Source organism: Streptomyces johnsoniae (assembly GCF_031845565.1).
Taxonomy (GTDB): Bacteria; Actinomycetota; Actinomycetes; order Streptomycetales; family Streptomycetaceae; genus Streptomyces; species Streptomyces johnsoniae.
On sequence record NZ_JAVREV010000019.1, the window covers coordinates 110,074 to 127,538 of the forward strand.

Sequence of the window (17,465 nt, forward strand, 5' to 3'; positions counted from 1 at the left end):
GACTGTCCCCCGCGCCGGACACCGGCAAGCTCGGGCCTGTGCCCGCCGATTCCCGACCGGCCCCGCCGCGCGGGTGGGGCTTCGGCGGTTGCCGTGTCCGGGCGGTCGCGGCCGATGACGTCACCGGAGGGGCAGCCGCGTCGGAAACTTCCGCATTGCTTCCGGAATTTCGCGGCCGGACCCTGATCGACCGACAGCAGCCCGATCACCGGACCGCGGAAGATCCGGACCCGTCGACGGCGCCGCAGACGGGCCGTTCGGCGCGTGTGCTCGCGTGTGCTCGCGTGCGTTCGCGTGCGGCCCGCCCGGACGGTCGCGCGCCCGGCCCGGTGGCATGATGAGGCACATGTCAGCGACGACTGCGCGGAACGACGCCGCCGAAGCGGCGGTGCGGGCACTGTACGAGGACCTGCTCGGCGCGTGGAACCGGCGCGACGCCCCGGCGTACGCGGCGCTGTTCGCCCCCGACGGCGTGCTGATCGGGTTCGACGGCAGCCAGGTACCGGGCGCGGAGGTCGAGGCCCACCTGACCCCGATCTTCGCGGACCACCCCACCGCGTCGTACGTGTGGCAGGTGCGCGAGGTGCGCGTGCCGGCCGAGGGCGTGGCCCTGCTGCGCGCCATCGTCGGCATGGTCCCGCCGGGCGGAACCGACTTGAACCCGGCCGCGAACGCCGTCCAGTCGCTGGTTGCCGAGCACCGGTCCGGGGCGTGGCGCGTGGTGCTGTTCCACAACACCCCGGCGCAGCACCACGGCCACCCCGAACGCGTCGAGCAGCACACCGACGAGCTGCGCCGGGTACTCCGCCGGTCCACCACCGACCGCTGAACTCCGCGTCGGCCGAGGAGGTCGGCGGGACAGCGCTCGACCCGCCGGCCCGCACCGGACCACGCCCTCGCGAGCCGCTGACCCGATCCTGCCCGGCACCTCGCGTCTCGCGGGTTGCCGGCCGGGGCCGCCTGGGGCCGCAGCCCATAGAGTCGGAGCATGGTCACACACGTGCCGTTCACCGGCGGCGAGAAGGAAAGCCTGCACATCGCCCTTGACCGGCACCGCGACGCGGTGCTGTGGAAGCTCGCGGGCCTCGACGACGATCAGTTGCGTCGCCCGGTGGCCTCGTCGGGCACCAGCCTCCTCGGGCTGCTCAAGCATCTCGCCGGCGCGGAACTCGGCTGGTTCTGCCTGACTTTCGGCCGCGAGTGCGACCCCCTCCCCTTCGAAGTCGAAGGGGACGAGGCGTCCGACTGGCACGTGTCCGCTGACGAGCCGGCCGAGGACATCCTGGACTTCTACGCCCGCGCCCGGGCCGCCGCGGACCGAGCGATCGACAGCCTGGACATCGACGCCACCGGCACCGCGTTCGCGTTCTTCGACGGCGCCACCGTTTCTCTGCGCTGGGCACTGATCCACATGCTCGAAGAAGTCGCCCGGCACGCGGGCCACGCGGACATTCTGCGCGAATCCATCGACGGTTTCACCGGAGATCACAACCGGGGATGACGCAGGGCACACGGCGCTGAGGAACGGGACGGCCGCGGATGACCCGGCCGACGTCAGCCGTCCGCGGTGGAGTCGAGATGGCGGCTGTCGCCGAGGCTGACGACTTGGCGGTTGTGGAAGAAGTCGTCTTCGCGCAGCGTGGTGATGCTGCCGGAGGGCACTCGGAAACTGGCATAGCCGACCGACTCGATCGGCATCTTGATCCAGGACGCCACGACGAACGTCAGGGAGCCGCCGTGCGTCACGATGATCTGGTGTTCGCACGGGCTCTGCAGGATGTCGTCCATGGCCGCGTAGATGCGCCGCGCCCATGCCGCCTTGGTCTCGGCCCCCGCCACGCCCTCGTCATGCTCCAGCCGCTCCCCGACAGCCGGCGGCGGGACGAAGCGCCGGTCCAGCCACTCCTGCGGCCTTCCCCCCGCGCTTCCGTAGGACTTCTCCCGCAGCCTGCGATCCAGAACGGGTTTGACGCCGAACAGCTCGGCGACCTCCTCGGCCGTCCGCCGGGTGCGCTGGAGATCGGACGAGAACAGCTCCACCTCGGTGCCGTCCGGGACCTGGGCTCGCAGCGCCTGGGCGATAAAAGCCGCCGCGCGGACGCCGGCGGGCGTCAGCTGCGAATCATGCCACCCGCCGACGACTCCCTCGACGTGGTGCGTCGCCTCCGGGTGAGTGACGACATAGAGAGTGCGCATAAAGTGCGTGCCTTTCCAGCAGGTCGCGTCCTGCCTGACTTGAGTCCGAACTGTGCATCAGGGGAACCCGGAGTCGTCGCACGGGGTTCTCGGCTCGGACTGGGGTACCGGTGGAGCGGTGGAGCGGTGGAAGTCGGAGCCGATCCGAGGCGGTCAACGGTGCCCGCGCAGCGGCCGGGTCGGTGAAGACCTCGGCCCAGCCGCCGGAGGACTCGCCGGAAGCGATGGCGTCAAGCGCCTGGCGGAGGAGTGCGGCGCCACGGCGGCCGGTACAGAACGGGTCGATGCCGCCGTAGCGCTCCGCCTTCGGCATGAACGGCCGCCCGGTCCCGAACGACGCCTCGGGCAGCGGCACGCCCGGGCCCGGTACGGACCCGGGGGCTACCCGGCCGACAGGGCGTCCCGCATCGCCTTCGCGGTGGCAGTCGGGTCGTAGTCCGCGGGGACGCCCTCGACCAGGATGATGTCGCCCTTGATGTGCCGCGAGCGCAGCGGTGCGATCTCCTGGTACGCGGGAGAGTCCCACCAGGCCCGCGCCTCGGCGATCCCGGGGAAGCCGATCATCACGACGTGCCCGGGCCAGCTGCCCTCCTTCACCTCGTGCTGTGTGACGTGCACCAGGAAACGGCCGCCGTACGGCTCGAAGGTGCCGGCGATGCGCTCGATGTACTCGGCGATCTCCGGGTGCGGGGCGGCCTCCTGGAGATGGGCTATGGCGTAGGCGGGCATGGGGTCCTTTCGGCCGGTCGGGCTCCGTACCCGACGACCATGCCACGCCAACGCGCCCGGACACGACGAAACTCGACGATCTGACGGTCGAGCACGCTGGAGCGAGCGGCGTCACCGCGCGGGTGCCCTGCCGTCAGCCCGGGCAGGCCACGTTCCGGGCGGCGACCACCTCCCGGCCGATAAATATTCCGGAATATTCTGACTCGCGTACCGGAAAGTGGCTGGAAGTTTTCACCGATGAGAGCGGGAAACGATGGCAGATGCGGCCGGTTCCTGCCATTTCGCCCGGTCGTCGCCCGCGTCACACGCGTCGGCAGGAGTAGCAGAACGGCCAACCTGCGGCGGTTCGCGCACCGCTGTTGTCATGCCCTGGGCCCATTCCTACGCTGGGAGCGCTCCCAATGGTCGGTTCCGGCGCCTGGTGGCCCGCACAGCACCCTGGCCTGGGCGTGCGCACACCTTTTCCCCTGCCGCCGCGTTCGCGACGGCACCTCCGCCGGGCCGGACCGGCACACTCCCCACTATCAGACGGGCACCGGCAGGTATACGACGTGCTGCCCGCCTTCCTCTCTGGAGGTCCCCATGCGCTTCCATCGATATCGCCCCCGGGTGTGGGCAGCCGTGGCCTTCGTGGCCGTCGCGAGCCTGGCAACCACCACCCTCACCGCTCAGACCGGCACCGCCGGCAGCCTGCGGGCCGCCCCGCAGGTCCAAGCCGCCGATGAAGACGACGGCGCCGACTGCCCGGTGCCCGATCCGGGCGGCTCGACGGCCAACTCCCTGCTTCCCGACCCCTTCACGCGGATCGACGGTACGCGCATCACCGACACGTCCGACTGGCGGTGCCGGCGGGCGGAGATCCGGGAACTGGCGGAGGGCTCCGTCTATGGCCAGAAGCCGGAAAGCCCCGACAGTGTCACGGGAACGGTCTCGACGACCAACATCACCGTGAACGTGACGGATCAGGGCAGGAATGCCAGTTTCTCGGCGAGCGTCGACCTGCCGAGTGGCCCGGGCCCCTTCCCGGCAGTCGTCGTCCTCGGAGGATTCGGCGCGGACACCAGCACCATCAAAGCCTCCGGTGCCGCGGTCATCAATTTCGACCCCTACCTGGTGGGGAACGAGGGAACGCCGCGGAACAACAAGCAGGGCGCGTTCTACAGCATTTACGGCTCGTCGAGCAGCACAGGGCTGCTGATGGCCTGGTCCTGGGGGGTGAGCCGGATCATCGACGTCATCGAGCAGTCGGACGGCAGCATCCTCCAGGCCGATGCCACGGGCGTCACGGGATGCTCGCGGTTCGGAAAGGGCGCTTTCGTGGCCGGTGCGTTCGATCAGCGCATCGATCTGACCATGCCGATCGAGTCGGGTACCGCGGGTGCCCCCATTTTCCGCGGCATTCCCGGGGAGAACGGCTCGCAGCCGCTGAGCAGTGCCTATTCGGAACAGCCTTGGCTGGGTGACGCGTTCGGCTCCTTCACCGGCAATCCGGCCATGCTTCCGGTGGACACGCACGAAATCGTGGCCATGGTCGCGCCGCGTGGGCTGTTCATCATGGAGAACCCGCACATCGACTGGCTGGGCGCCAGGTCCGGGAGCGTGGCGGCGCTGGGCGGTGCGGAGGTCTACAAGGCGCTCGGCGCGGGTGACAACATCACCTACTGGTCCGACGTCCAGGACGGCAACCACTGCGCCTCCAGGAACGAATGGCGGGGCCCGTTGCAGCAGCACATCGAGAAGTTCCTGCTGGGAACGGGCGATACTCCTGGCGCGTTCAGGATCGCCGCCGGCAAGTCCGGCAACCTGTCGGAGTGGCGGGACTGGCAGACTCCGAGCCTGACCGACGACGGCGGCACCGGCGGCGACACGGGCGGCGACACGGGGGGTGACACCGGTGGCGGCGGCACGGAGAACGCCTGCACCGCCACCTACCAGACCATCAACAGCTGGTCCGGCGGCTTCCAGGGCCAGGTGTCGGTGCGCAACAACGGCAGCGGCGCGATCAACGGCTGGACCGTCAGCATGACTCTTGCCGCCGGCCAGTCCATCAGCAGCCTCTGGAACGGCGAGCGGACCGGGACCGGCGGAACCGTGACGGTGCGCAATGCCCCCTGGAGCGGCAGCATCGCGCCCCATGGCACCGTCACGTTCGGCTTTACCGCCACCGGCAACTCGGCGACCGAGCCCGGCGACATCACCTGCGCCACCTCCTGATCAGACTCCGCCGCACACCGCCGACGATCCCGCCCCGGCGCCGTATCCCCCGCCGGGGCGGGGTCTTCGCCCGCGGGTGCGCGGATAGGGTGACGCGCATGGTGGACAGACTGCCCGCGGGCTCACGCGCCGGGAAGAGGCCGACCATCCACGAGGTCGCCCGGCTGGCCGGGGTGTCGCACCAGACCGTGTCCCGTTTCCTGCGCAAGGACCCGACCATGCGTCCGGAGACCAGCCGCAGGGTGGCGCGGGCGGTCGCGGAGCTGGGATACCGGCCGAATCTGGCGGCCAGGACGATGCGCACCCGCCGGTCGAACCGGATCGCGGCGATCCTGCCCGGTCTGACCGGGCGGGTGCCGACGCGGGTGCTCAGCGGTGCGGCCGCCGCGGCGCACGAGGCGGGGTATCTGCTGGATGTGGTGAGCCTGGAGGGCGATGCCACCGCGCGCGCCGCCCGGCTGGAGGCGCTGCTCCAGCCGGAGAGCACCGACGGCATCCTGTCGTTCACGTCGCTGGGGGACAGCTTCGGCGGGCTGGCGCTGGCGGACTTCCCGGTGCCGATCGTCGTGGACGGCGCGTACGACGACAAGATGCGGTCGCTCGGTCTGTTCGCGGAGGCTTCGATGGCCGCCGACATGCTGCGTCACCTGGCGGAGTTGGGCCACCGCCGCTTCGTCCACGTCGCCGGACACCCGCAGTGGCCCTCGGCCAGGGACCGGCGGGCGGTGTACGAGGCGACCATCGCCGAGTCGGGGCTCGAATCGCTGGCCGTGGTCGAGGGCGACTGGAGTGCGAAGTCCGGCTGGCACGCGGCGACCGAGGTCATCGCGGGCTCGGGGGCCACCGCGGTGTTCGCCGCGTCCGACAACGTGGCGTACGGCGTCATCACCGGCTTGCAGAGTGCCGGCGTGCGCGTGCCCCAGGACGTGAGCGTCTTCGGCTGGGACGATCTGGAGCTCAGCCGCTTCTTCCGGCCGTCCCTGACGACCATCGCCGTCGACCGGGAGCGCCAGGGGCGCGAAGCGGTGCGCCGGTTGCTTGCCCTGCTGCGCGGCGAGCCGGCCATCGGCCCCAGGGACATCGAGAATTTCAACCGCATCATCCTGCGCGATTCCACGGCCCCGCCCGCCAGGTCCGGAGGCGCAGGGCGCCGCCCCCCGCACCGGTCCAGGAGCCGTCGGCCTCTCACGGAGCGGTGAGGCGCCGGGGAGTATTCCCCGTGCGGCGCCGGTCGGTTCCCCGCCGTTGCCTCGCGGGGCGGGAAGGCGGAATTCGCCATCCTGCCGAGGCCCTGTTGCCCCGGCACGGACCGCCCGGTAGCGTTTTTTGCGATCTTGCGGCACCAGCGCGAATGACGGCGCGCGCAGCGCGCGGTCGTCGCCGGGCGCCGGGGCGTTGCCGATCACCGGGGGGAATCGTCGCATGACCGCATCCGTCGTCGGAGGCCTGACCGCGCAACGCTCAGCGCCTCCGCGGGCCCGTCGATTATCCGCGGGCCCGCCGCACTCCCCCACCGCCGGTCGATGCCACCGCCGCCGGGGAACGGTGTGGGATCTCCTGCGGAGCCGCGGGACCGCGGACCGGCGGGCGACCGCGACGGCCGTGCGGAGCGGACCGACGTGACGGCTTGCCGGCCCCGGCCGGGCGCCGGGAACGGGGCCCGGCCGCTCCTTGCGGGCGCGGCCTGCGCCGAGGGGGAACGGTGACCGCGGTCGCCGTCTTCGACCTCGACGGCACGCTGATCGACACGCCGCGCGGCATCGTGGCCACGTTCACGGCCGTTTTCGACTCCATGGGCCTGGAGTGGCCCGACCCGGCCGCGGTGCGCGCGACCATCGGCATTCCCCTGGAGCGGGCGTTCGGGCAACTGCTGCCGGACGAGCCGGAGGACGCGCAGATCGACGAGGCGATCCGGCGGCATCAGCGATATTTCGCGGAGCTGGTGCTGCCCAGGGCCGGGCAGTTGCTGTTTCCCGGCGTGGTCGCCGGCCTCGCCGCGCTGCGGGCGCAGGGGGTGGGGCTGGCGGTGGCGACCAGCAAGTTCCACGCCGGTGCGGACGCGCTGCTGACGGCGGCCGGGTTGCGGGCCGAGTTCGACGTCGTGATCGGGGCCGACCAGGTCACCCACCCCAAACCCCATCCGCAGACCGGCCTCGCGGTCCTGAGCGCGTTGCGGGCCGTGCCGGAAGAGGCGGTGATGGTGGGGGACACCACGCATGACCTGCTGATGGCCAAGGCTTGCGGCATGCGGTCGATCGCCGTCACCTACGGCGTGCACGGCGCGCGCCAGTTGCGCGCGGCCGGGGCCACCTGGCTCGCGGACACGTTCGACGATGTCCTGGCACATCTCGCCGCGGCCCGCCGCGGTCGGCCCGCGGCGCCGGCATGGTGAGCGCGGGGCACGTGCGGTTCCGGCCCGGGGCCGGCCGGCTCCGTGCGGCCTGCGGGGCGCCGGTTCTTCGAATCTAGAATGCCCGGATGTCGAACGAGGAGTCCGTGGCCACGGACCGGGCCGCGCGGCGGCGGGCGGCGCCTCCTTCCGCCGCTTGGGCGCGTCGGCTCGCCGTCGCCGCGCTGATCCTGGCGGCGCTGAATCTCCGTCCCGCGGTCACCAGCCTCGGCCCGGTGCTGGACGAGGCCCGTGCTTCCCTGGGGATGAGCGCCACCCTGGCCGGGCTGCTGGTCTCCCTGCCGGCGGTGTGTTTCGCGCTGATCGGCTTCGCCGCGCCCCGTCTTGCCCGCAGGTACGGGGCGGAAGCCGTCATCGTCACCGGGCTCGCGGCGATCACGGCCGGGCTCGTGCTGCGTTCCTTCGCGCACGCCACCGCGCTGTTCGTCGCGCTGAGCGCGCTGGCGCTCGCCGGTATCGCGGTGGCCAACGTGCTGCTGCCGGTCGTGGTCAAGCAGCGTTTCCCGCACCGGGTCGGCGCCATGACGGGGCTGTACTCGATGGCGCTGAACCTCGGCGCGTCCGGTGCCGCCGCCGCGACCGTTCCGCTGGCGAACGTCGCCGACGGCGACTGGCGGATCGGCCTGGGCACGTGGGCGCTGCTGGCCGCCGTCGCCGTGCCGCCCTGGCTGCGCCTCGCGCGCCGCCGCGACGTGGCCGACGCGGGGCGGGTGCCGGGCGCGCCGGGTGCCGCGGCGGGGCGCGACGTCCGGTTGCGCCGCAGTCCGACGGCGTGGGCGCTGGCCGTCTACTTCGGCCTTCAGGCGACCGCCGCCTACGTCATCATCGGCTGGCTGCCGACGATGTTCCGCGATGCCGGGCTCTCCGCCGAGTCCGCGGGGCTGCTGTTCGCCGTGACCTCGGTGCTCGGCGTTCCGCTGTCCTTCGCGCTGGCCGCCGTCGCCGGGCGGCTGCGCCACCAGAGCGGTATCGCCGTCGTCCTCGCGGTCTTCGGTCTCGCCGGGTACGCGGGGCTGTGGGCGGCCCCCTCGGCGGTGCCGTGGCTGTGGGCCGTGCTGCTCGGGGTCGCCAACTGCTCGTTCCCGCTGGCGCTGACCATGATCGGGATGCGCGGCCGGGACGGCGCGACCGTGACGCGGCTGTCGGCATTCGCGCAGGGCGTGGGCTATTTGATGTCGATTCCGGGACCGATTCTGGTGGGTGCGCTGTATGAACGGACGGACGACTGGCAGGTGCCGCTGGTCTTCATGGCGGCGCTGATGGTGGCGCAGCTGCTCGCGGGGGTGTTCGCCGGCCGCAACCGGCAGCTCGGCTGACGATCGCCCGGCCCCGGCCGGCGGCGTGGCCGGACGGTCACAGGCCGCCGGTGGACAGCAGGCGGTCGGGGGAGGTCTTGGTGACGTCGAGGACGTCCTTCGTGGACTGCTCGATCAGCCAGTCCGTGAGCTGCGCGGGGGTGGCGTCCGGGTCGGCCGCCTTGCGGAGCGCGGCGACACCGCTGACGTGGGGGGCGGACATGGAGGTGCCGTTCTTCGCCGTGCTGCCGCCGCCGAGCTTGGCGGAGATGATGGCCTGTCCGGGGGCGTACAGGTCGAGGCAGGTGCCGAAGTTGCTGAACGCGGTCTCCTGGTCGTCGGCGTCCGTCGCCCCGACGGTCAGTGCCCCGCGGGCACTTGCCGGTGAGTAGTCGCAGGCGTCCTCGCCCTCGTTGCCCGCGGAGATCACGGGCAGGACGCCCCGGTCGGCCAGTCGGTCGGCCGCCTCGTTGACGCTCTCGGTCAGGTCGCCGCCGAGTGAGGCGTTCGCCACGGCGGGCTGCCGGGCGTGCTGGGCGACCCAGTCGAAGCCCGCGATGATCTGCGACCACTCGCCCCTGTTGTCGCAGCCGAGGACCCGGACGCTGACGAGCGTCGTCTCGCGCGCCACCCCGTAGGTGGCGCCGCCGACGGTGCCCGCCACGTGCGTGCCGTGGCCGGCGCAGTCGGCCCCGTCGCGCCCGTCGCCGACCGCGTCGTAGCCGCGCACGGCGCGGCCCTGGAAGTCGGCGTGCCCGAAGTCGATACCGGAGTCGATCACGTAGACGGTGGTGCCCGCGCCGGTGCCCTCGACGTTGAACTCCTGGTTCAACGGAAGGTAGGGCTGGTCGATGCGGTCGAGGCCCCAACTGGCCGCCGCGGCCAGGGGATCGGCGGCGGGGTCGGCGGCGGGCTCGTCGCCGGAGGCCATGCCGTCCTCCTCGACGGCCTCGACGTCCGGCTGCGCCCGCACGGCGGCCAGTTGCTCAGCGCTCAGCCGGGCCGCGAAGCCGTTGAGGGCCGCGGTGTAGGTGAACAGCGCTCCACCTCGGGGACCGCGTCCCGCAGCACGGTGGCGGGGGCGGCGCCGTCCTTGACGGTGACGATGTACTGGCCGGGGACGGGGTCCGCGGCCCGGCGCAGCGGCGCGGGCGGGGCGGGCTCGGTGTCCGCGGTCGCGGTGGTGGCCGGGGACAGGGCGGCGAGGAGCAGGAGAGCCGCGGCGGCGGCGAGGGCGCGAGGCTTCATCTGCGTAGGCATGACGTCGACTTGAGCAAGCCCGCGCCACACCCGCCCATCACGCAAAGTAACGTGACGATAACGGTGAGTGCCACGAGGCGGCCGGCGCGCCCCGCGCGCGTTGTGCACGCCGGGCTCGTTATTGCCGTGCCCGGCGGGCCGGGCTCGGGTATCGTCCGTCCCCGCGGTTTCCCCGCCGCGGTCAAGGCCCCGGGAACGGTCCGGGAGAACAGGGAGGAACGAGATGCGGCGTCACCTCGGAGTTGTCGAGCTGCTGGACTCCCCCTTCCTGACTCCCGAGGACCCCTGTGCCCCCGAAGACCTTGAACCTTGGCATTCTCGCCCACGTCGACGCAGGTAAGACCAGCCTCACCGAGCGGCTGCTGTTCGACCACGGCGCCATCGCGTCGCTCGGCAGCGTCGACACCGGAAGCACGCAGACCGACTCCGGGGACCTGGAGCGCGAACGCGGCATCACCATCCGCTCCGCGGTCGCGGCGTTCGGCGTCGGCGACCTGCAGGTCAACCTCGTCGACACACCCGGCCACCCGGACTTCATCGCGGAGGTGGAACGGGCACTCGCCGTGCTGGACGGCGCGGTGCTCGTGCTGTCGGCCGTCGAGGGCGTCCAGGCGCAGACCCGCGTCCTGATGCGGTCGCTGCGGAACCTGCGGCTGCCGACCCTCCTGTTCGTCAACAAAATCGACCGGGCGGGTGCGCGGCCCGAGGAGCTGCTCGCCGACATCCGGCAGAAACTCGCCCCGCACCTGGTGCCGATGAGCGCGGTGCGGCACGCGGGCACCACCGCCGCCAGGTCCCTGCCCCGCCCGCCGGAGCGGCGCGACGTCCGCGAGCAGGCCGCGGAGGTACTCGCGGAACACGACGAGACCGTACTGGCCGGGCTCGTCGAGGGGAACGTGCCGCGGGCCGGCGAGGTGCACCGGCTGCTCGCCGCCCAGACGGCGGCCGGTCTCGTGCATCCCGTCTGGTTCGGCTCGGCCCTGACGGGCACGGGCGTCGGTGACCTGGTGGCGGGCATCACCGCGTTCCTGCCGCGCCCCGAGGCCCGGCGGGAGGCGCCGGCCCGCGGCACGGTCTTCGCCGTCGAACGCGCCGGGGGCGGGGAAAAGGTCGCCCTGGTGCGGATGTTCTCCGGCGAGGTGCGAGAACGCGAGCGGCTGACCTTCCGGCGGCGCGAACCGGGCGGTGCGACAACCGAGTTCAGCGGCCGGGTGACCCGCCTCGACGTCGTCACGGCGCCCGGGTCCCGCCGCCGGGAGGCGGGCGGCGGGCGCTTGGCCGCGGGCAGCATCGGCAGGCTCAGGGGCCTGCCCCGGGTGCGGGTCGGCGACCGGCTCGGCGAGCACGGGACCGGGCACGGGCACGGGGACGGGGACGGGCACGGGGACGGGCAGGGCCTGGCCCACTTCGCCCCGCCCGGACTCGAGTCGGCGGTCCGGCCCCGGCAGGCCGGGCAGGAGGCGGCGCTGCACGCCGCCCTTGCCGACCTCGCCGACGAGGACCCGCTGATCAGAACGCGCCCGGCCGGCGATGGCGCGACCTCGGTGCTGCTCTACGGCGCGGTGCAGCAGGAGGTGATCGCGGAGCGGATCAGGCGCAGCCACGGAATCGACCCGGTCTTCGAGAAGATCAGGCCGGTGTACGTGGAACGGCCGGTGGGGGCGGGCGAGGCGAGTCAGGACCTCGGCCCGGGCACCGACGAGTTCTGGGCCACGGTCGGGCTGCGGGTCGAGCCGGCCCCGTTCGGCTCGGGCGTCGCCTTCCGGCGGCAGGTGGAGTGGGGCGCGCTGCCCCGCGCGTTCCACCGCGCGATCGAGGAGGCCGCGCTCCGCACGCTGCACCAGGGTCTTCACGGCTGGGAGGTGACGGACTGCACGGTGACGCTCGTCCGCGTCGGCTACCTGGCGCCGGCCAGCGTGGCGGCCGACTTCCGCGGCCTGACTCCGGTGATCCTGCTGCGGGCCCTGCGGGCGGCCGGTTCCCGGCTGTTCGAGCCCTGCCAGTCGGTGGAGATCGAGATTCCGCCGGACACGCTCGGCGGTGTCGTGGGCTTTCTCGCCGCGCTCGGCGCGGAGACGACGGGGACCACCGGCCGCGGGGCGTCGTGGGTGGTCGGCGCCCAGGTACCGACGCGGCTGGTGCAGGACCTGACGGCGGCCCTGCCGGGGCTCACGCACGGCGAGGGCGCGCTGTGGTCCCGCGGGGGCCGGGACCGGCCGGTGCGGGGCACTCCCCCGCGCCGTGAACGGTTCGACGGCAACCCGCTGAACTACGAGGAGTACCTGCGGTATCTGGCCGACCGGAGCCTGTCCCGCACGGCCGCGAACGGCGGCTGATCGCGGCCGCGCGGCCGCGCTCAGGGCGCGGGGCGTGCGGGTGGCGGCGGTTCGCCGTCGGGGTGCTGCGGGGACGTGGCCAGGATGGTGGCCATCACCTGCGGCAGTTCCCCGGCGTGCCCGCTGTCCGCGGCCCGCCACGCGACGTGGCCGTCGGGGCGGACCAGGACGGCGCCGCTCGCCTCGACTTCCCGGAGGTCCGCCCAGGTGCCGTACGGGTCGCGCAGCCCGCCGCGGGTGCCGATGCCGCGGACCGTGACGTGCAGGCCGGTGAGCAGCGCGGCGTCGCGCGCCGCCTCGTGCCAGCGTTCGCCGCCTGGGCCGGTGAGCAGCACGAACCGGCCGTGCCCGGTCACGTCCAGCGTCGAGCAGCGGCGCCGCCCGTTCTCCAGCCAGGCGTGCGGCAGCCGTGCGCCCGGCCACGTGGTCGCCCGGTAGTACAGTTCGGGGTCGCGGTCCTGCACGGGCTCGGGCGTGTGGTCGGGGACGGTGGCGCCGGTGCGGTAGCGGTAGCCGAGTTCGACGCCGTGGGCGTTGGCCTGTCCGTGGATCGCGGCGGTGGCGGCGGCGAGGGCGGCGCGCCGCTTCTCCGCCTCCGGAGTCTCGTCGTGCAGGGTCTCCAGCAGGTGCCACTGCTCCTGGGCGCTCTGCCCGTCGGCGAAGCCGAGCGCCTGCGGGATGCCCATGAGGTCCAGCATGCTGCGGAACGCACGGTCCACGATCTGCCGCCCGACAGGCTGCCGTTCGGCCTCGTAGGTGTCGAGCAGCCCGGGCCCCGCGAGGCCGTCGAGGACGAGACGGAGCTTCCAGCAGAGGTTGAACGAGTCGGCGATGGCCGAGTTGAGGCCCAGGCCGTTGGTCGGCGGGTTCTGGTGGACGGCGTCGCCGACGCAGAACACGCGTCCGCGCGCGTAGCGGGGCGCGACCGCGCTGTTGACTTCCCAGGCCGAGACGTTCTTGATGGTGATGTCCACGGACGGGTCGCCGATGCTTTCGCGGATGCCTGCGCGGACGGCCTCGTGGTCGTTCTCGTCGACCTCCTGGGTGGGCGGGGGAAAGGTGAGGTGCAGCCACTCGTGCCAGGGCCGCAGGCTGACGAAGACCCGCCCGTCCGCGGGGTCGTGGCCGGGTACCGCGCCCATGTACAGCAGGGCGGGCCGGTGGGCGGCGTAGCGGGAGAGGTCGGCCTCGAACCAGGTGGTGACGGCCCGGGCGACGCCGGTGTGCCCCTCCAGGTCGAGCCCGAGCTGCCGGAGCACGCGGCTGCGGGCACCGTCGGCGCCGATCAGGTAGTCGGCGCGCACCACGTACTCGTGCCCGGAGAGCCGGTCGGTGATGACCGCCGTGACGCCGTGCTCGTCCTGCTCCAGGGAGACGAACTCGTGCCCGAAGCGCAGCTCTCCGACGCACGCCTCCTCGATGGCCGCCACGAGGATCGGTTCCAGCAGGTGCTGGGGCAGGTTGCACAGCGGGCTGGGGCTGGCGGCCCGGTATGCCCCGACCCGGTCCTGGCCGTTGCCGTAGGCGTCGATCCTGGCCACCTCCGGCCCGGCGAAGGTGGACATGAACACGTGGTTGGCCATGGCCTCGCCGGGTACCGCGCTGGCCAGGACGCGGTCCTCGACGCCCAGGTCGCGCAGGATCTCGCCGGTGCGCTGGTTGATCAGGTGCGCCCGCGGCGTGTGGGCGGTTCCGAGATGGCGGTTCACCAGCAGGTGGTGCACCCCGTAGCGGGACAGGGCCAGGGACGCGGCCAGGCCCGCGGGCCCGCCGCCTGCGATGAGCACCGGCACCCGGATGTCCCAGGTCCCGCGGCCGTCACTGCTCGGCATGCGTCGTCCCTTCGGTGTTGCGGGCGTAGCCGGCGTAGATGCCGGACGTGTCCTTGGCCGTGCCCATCCGCAACTGCCGGCCGAGCTCGCCGTAGGTGATCCGCCCGCGGGCGCGGCTGCGCGCCAGGCGCAGGATCTCGCGCGGGCCGCGGCCGGGCGCGAATCCGACGGTTTCACGGTTGTCCAGGCCGTGCGCGGCGAACAGCGCCCACAGCTCCGCCGGCTTGATGAACTTGCGCCAGTCGTGCAGGTCGCGGGGGGCCCAGCTGACGGACTTCCAGTCCTGGGCCATTTTGATCATCCCGATCCAGGAGCGGAACGTCCGGTTGATCGTGTCGTACAGGTAGTAGCCGCCGGGCCGCAGCACCCGGGCCACCTCGCGGATGGCCTGGTCGGTGTCGGTGACGTGTTCCAGGGTGTCGCAGCAGTAGACGAGGTCGAAGCTGTTGTCGGGGAACGGGAGCCGCTCGGCGACGGCGTGCTTGTACTCGATCTCCAGGCCGGACTCCTTGGCGTGCTCCCCGGCCGCCGCGAGGGAGGTGCGGGACGGGTCGATGCCGGTGACCCGGCAGCCGGCCCGGCTGAACTCCTCGGCCAGCAGCCCGCCGCCGCAGCCGATGTCCAGTACCGGGGTGTCCGCCAGATCGAGTTCCAGGGTCTCGGTCAGCACCTTGTGGAAGTAGGCGAATCGCGCGGGAGTGAACGCCTGGAGGGTGGCGAACGGCTGGTCGTCGCGCCACCAGGAATCCGGCGCGTTGTAAAGGTCGTTGTCGACTACCATGATCGGCTCTCCTCAGGACAGCTTGATGACGGGGCGGCGGACGTCCAGCCAGGTCGCCAGGTCGAGCACCCGCTCGAACGCCTCGCGCGCGTCGCGGTGGACCGCCTCCGGGGGCCCTGCGGCGGCCGTGCGCAGCGCGTCGCGGTCGAAGTAGTCGGCCGCCGGATGGGCGGCCGACAGCAGGTCGGCGACCTGTCGTTGCAGCGCGGTGACGTACCGCGGGTCCTGCGTCTTGGGGTACAGCGCCTTCCGCCGGTCGGCGACCGAGGCGGGCAGGAGCCCGCGCACGGCCGAGCGCAGCAGGCTCTTCTCGCGGCCGTCGAACGTCTTCATCGACCAGGGGGTGTTGAAGACGTACTCGACGAGCCGGTGGTCACAGAACGGCACCCGCACTTCGAGTCCGACGGCCATGCTCATGCGGTCCTTGCGGTCGAGCAGCATGCCCAGCAGGCTCGTCAGGTGCACGTAGCAGAATTCGCGCATCCGGCGCTCGTGCGGGTCCTCCCCGTCGGGCCCGGGGACCTCGGCCACCGCCTCCGCGTACCGCTGCGCCCAGTAGCCGGGGATGTCCAGGGTGGACAGCAGCAGGTCGGGGTCGATCAGCTTGGTGGGGTGACCGGACGGGTCGAGCCCCGAGGCGGTGACCCAGGGGAACATCGCGGCCTGCTGGACCACCGGCAGGTGGAACCACGGGTAGCCGCCGAACACTTCGTCGGCCGACTCGCCGGACAGCGCGACCGTGGAGTGCTCGCGGATCGCCCGGAACAGCAGATACAGCGAGTTGTCCGCCTCGCCGAAGCCGAACGGCAGGTCGCGGGCGGTGACGGTGGCGGCGCGGACCCCGGGGTCGGCCAGCTCCCGGTGGTCGAGCCTGATGTCGTGGTGCTCGGTGCCGACGTGGGCGACGAGCTCCCGCGCGAACGGCGCGTCGCGGCTGCCGCGCAGCTCGTCCGGCGCGAAGTCGCCGCGCTGCTCGTAGTCGACGGTGAAGCTGCGGGCGCGCTCGCCGCGTTCACGCATGGCCCTGGCGGCCAGGGCGGTGAGCGCGCTGGAGTCGAGGCCGCCGGAGAGCAGCACGCACAGCGGGACATCGGCGACGAGCTGCCGGGTGACGATGTCGTCCAGCAGCTCCCCGATGTGGGCGACGGTGGTGTCGGTGTCGTCGCGGTGCTCGGTCACCGCCAGTTTCCAGTAGACGTGTTCGCGCAGGCCCGCCCGGTCGACGGTGACCACCGCGCCGGGGCGCACCTCGCGCATCCCCGACCACACGGCGGCGCCCGGCGTCTTGACGAAGCCGAACAGCTCGCGGAAGCCGTCGGTGTCGATGACGGGCTCGACCAGCGGGTGCGCCAGGATCGCCTTGGCCTCGGACCCGAACAGGACGCCGTCGTCCGTCGGGTGGTAGTAGAGGGGTTTGATGCCGAGCCGGTCGCGGATGAGCACGAGCCGGTCGGTGCGGCCGTCCCAGATGCCCAGGGCGTACATGCCGTTCAGCCGGTCGGCGAGGGCCGGGCCCCACTCGACGTAGCCGCGCAGGACGACCTCGGTGTCGCTCGCGGTGCGGAACGCGTGCCCTCTGCGGCGCAGTTCGTCGCGCAGCTCGGTGAAGTTGTACGCCTCGCCGCTGTAGGTCATGGCGACGGGTCCGTCCGGGGTGTCGACGACCATGGGCTGGGCGCCGCCCGCCAGGTCGATGACGGCGAGCCTGCGGTGGCCGAGCGCGGCGTGCCGCGCGAGCCAGGTGCCCTCGGCGTCGGGGCCGCGGCAGGCCATGGTGGCGGTCATGGCCGCGAGGTCGGCCTCCTCGCGGGTGAGGTCGCGGTCGAACGAGATCCAGCCGGTGATGCCGCACATGTCACTGTCCTTCCGGCCTGGCGTCCGACGGCTTGCGGCCCGGGTGCCCGGGACCGGCGAGGTAGCCGGGCAGCCCGTCGATGTGGGAGCGCCCGGTCGGGGCGAACATCAGCAGGTCGAGCGGGTAGCCGAACCAGCGCCACGGGCGGCGCAGTTCCGCCGCCCACCGCCAGCTGAACCGGGAGCCGTCGGCGGTGGGCTCGACCACGTAGTCCTCGACGAGCCTGCGGAAGATGGCGCGGGTGCCGGCGACCCCGGTGAACGTTTTGCGGTGCCCCTCGTCCCAGCGGTAGAAGCGCTCGCGGAGCAGGAAGTTGCCGCTCATGTGGATCTCCCTGGTGGTGCCGACGCCGAACGGGCGCGGGGAGGTCCAGGTGAGTTTCCGCATGCCGCGCGTCCAGCTGGAGACGCCGTCCCCGGTGAGGGCCGCCCAGGTCTCCTCGGCGGGGAAGGGAACGTCGACGGAGCGCGCGTGCCGCAGCGGGGCGGTGGTAAGGAACGAGTCGTCGGCTTCCTCGATGGGATACCAGCGGTGGCTGCCCATGGGCGGATTCCTTC

General features: G+C 72.7%; 13 protein-coding genes and 1 pseudogene. 7 read left to right on the forward strand and 7 right to left on the reverse strand.

From position 1 onward, the window contains the following. Positions 1 to 346: 346 nt before the first annotated feature. Entirely contained in the window at positions 347 to 829 is a 483-nt protein-coding gene (locus tag RM779_RS28225) for an SgcJ/EcaC family oxidoreductase (RefSeq protein WP_311620603.1), read from the forward strand. Between the two features lie 159 nt (positions 830 to 988). Continuing rightward, entirely contained in the window at positions 989 to 1,501 is a 513-nt protein-coding gene (locus RM779_RS28230; protein ID WP_311620604.1) for a DinB family protein, read from the forward strand. 53 nt (positions 1,502 to 1,554) lie between these two features. On the opposite strand, the gene RM779_RS28235 is transcribed toward RM779_RS28230, so the two are convergent. Both RM779_RS28235 and RM779_RS28240 read right to left on the reverse strand, forming a co-directional pair. After that, complete coding sequence (locus RM779_RS28235) at positions 1,555 to 2,196, reverse strand: histidine phosphatase family protein (protein WP_311620605.1); 642 nt, start codon at positions 2,194 to 2,196, stop codon at positions 1,555 to 1,557. A gap of 381 nt (positions 2,197 to 2,577) precedes the next feature. Continuing rightward, on the reverse strand, positions 2,578 to 2,925 hold the full coding sequence (locus RM779_RS28240; RefSeq protein ID WP_311620606.1) for a DUF1330 domain-containing protein: 348 nt from the start codon (positions 2,923 to 2,925) through the stop codon (positions 2,578 to 2,580). A 582-nt stretch (positions 2,926 to 3,507) separates the two neighbouring features. On the opposite strand from RM779_RS28240, the gene RM779_RS28245 reads away from it, so the two are divergent. The 4 genes from RM779_RS28245 (at position 3,508) to RM779_RS28260 (ending at position 8,865) form a co-directional block, all read left to right on the forward strand. Then, complete coding sequence (locus tag RM779_RS28245) at positions 3,508 to 5,139, forward strand: cellulose-binding domain-containing protein (protein WP_311620607.1); 1,632 nt, start codon at positions 3,508 to 3,510, stop codon at positions 5,137 to 5,139. Positions 5,140 to 5,237: 98 nt separating this feature from the next. Next, positions 5,238 to 6,338, forward strand: a complete 1,101-nt coding sequence (locus tag RM779_RS28250; RefSeq protein WP_311620608.1) for a LacI family DNA-binding transcriptional regulator — start codon at positions 5,238 to 5,240, stop codon at positions 6,336 to 6,338. A 503-nt stretch (positions 6,339 to 6,841) separates the two neighbouring features. Then, positions 6,842 to 7,531: an HAD family hydrolase gene (locus RM779_RS28255; protein WP_311620609.1), complete on the forward strand. Its 690-nt coding sequence runs from the start codon at positions 6,842 to 6,844 to the stop codon at positions 7,529 to 7,531. 86 nt (positions 7,532 to 7,617) lie between these two features. Continuing rightward, positions 7,618 to 8,865 carry a CynX/NimT family MFS transporter gene (locus tag RM779_RS28260; RefSeq protein ID WP_311620610.1) on the forward strand — a complete coding sequence of 416 codons (1,248 nt, stop codon included), beginning with the start codon at positions 7,618 to 7,620 and terminating at the stop codon, positions 8,863 to 8,865. Positions 8,866 to 8,902: 37 nt separating this feature from the next. On the opposite strand, the pseudogene RM779_RS28265 reads toward RM779_RS28260, so the two are convergent. Then, a pseudogene (locus tag RM779_RS28265) lies at positions 8,903 to 10,092 on the reverse strand (S8 family peptidase). A 299-nt stretch (positions 10,093 to 10,391) separates the two neighbouring features. Here RM779_RS28265 and RM779_RS28275 point away from each other — a divergent pair. Beyond that, positions 10,392 to 12,440, forward strand: coding sequence for a GTP-binding protein (locus RM779_RS28275; RefSeq protein WP_311620611.1), 2,049 nt, complete (start codon positions 10,392 to 10,394; stop codon positions 12,438 to 12,440). Between the two features lie 20 nt (positions 12,441 to 12,460). On the opposite strand, the gene RM779_RS28280 is transcribed toward RM779_RS28275, so the two are convergent. From RM779_RS28280 to RM779_RS28295, 4 genes are read right to left on the reverse strand one after another with little or no spacing between them, the layout of a single operon-like run. After that, the gene (locus RM779_RS28280; protein WP_311620612.1) at positions 12,461 to 14,272 is read right to left on the reverse strand and encodes an FAD-dependent monooxygenase; all 1,812 of its coding nucleotides are present in this window, start codon (positions 14,270 to 14,272) and stop codon (positions 12,461 to 12,463) included. Then, the gene (gene ubiG / locus RM779_RS28285) at positions 14,259 to 15,053 is read right to left on the reverse strand and encodes a bifunctional 2-polyprenyl-6-hydroxyphenol methylase/3-demethylubiquinol 3-O-methyltransferase UbiG (RefSeq protein ID WP_311620613.1); all 795 of its coding nucleotides are present in this window, start codon (positions 15,051 to 15,053) and stop codon (positions 14,259 to 14,261) included. The genes RM779_RS28280 and ubiG overlap by 14 nt, the downstream gene beginning before the upstream one ends. Positions 15,054 to 15,065: 12 nt before the next feature. Continuing rightward, positions 15,066 to 16,907, reverse strand: coding sequence for an asparagine synthase (glutamine-hydrolyzing) (gene asnB / locus RM779_RS28290; protein ID WP_311620614.1), 1,842 nt, complete (start codon positions 16,905 to 16,907; stop codon positions 15,066 to 15,068). 1 nt (position 16,908) lies between these two features. Continuing rightward, the gene (locus tag RM779_RS28295; RefSeq protein WP_311620615.1) at positions 16,909 to 17,451 is read right to left on the reverse strand and encodes an SRPBCC family protein; all 543 of its coding nucleotides are present in this window, start codon (positions 17,449 to 17,451) and stop codon (positions 16,909 to 16,911) included. Positions 17,452 to 17,465: the final 14 nt, after the last annotated feature.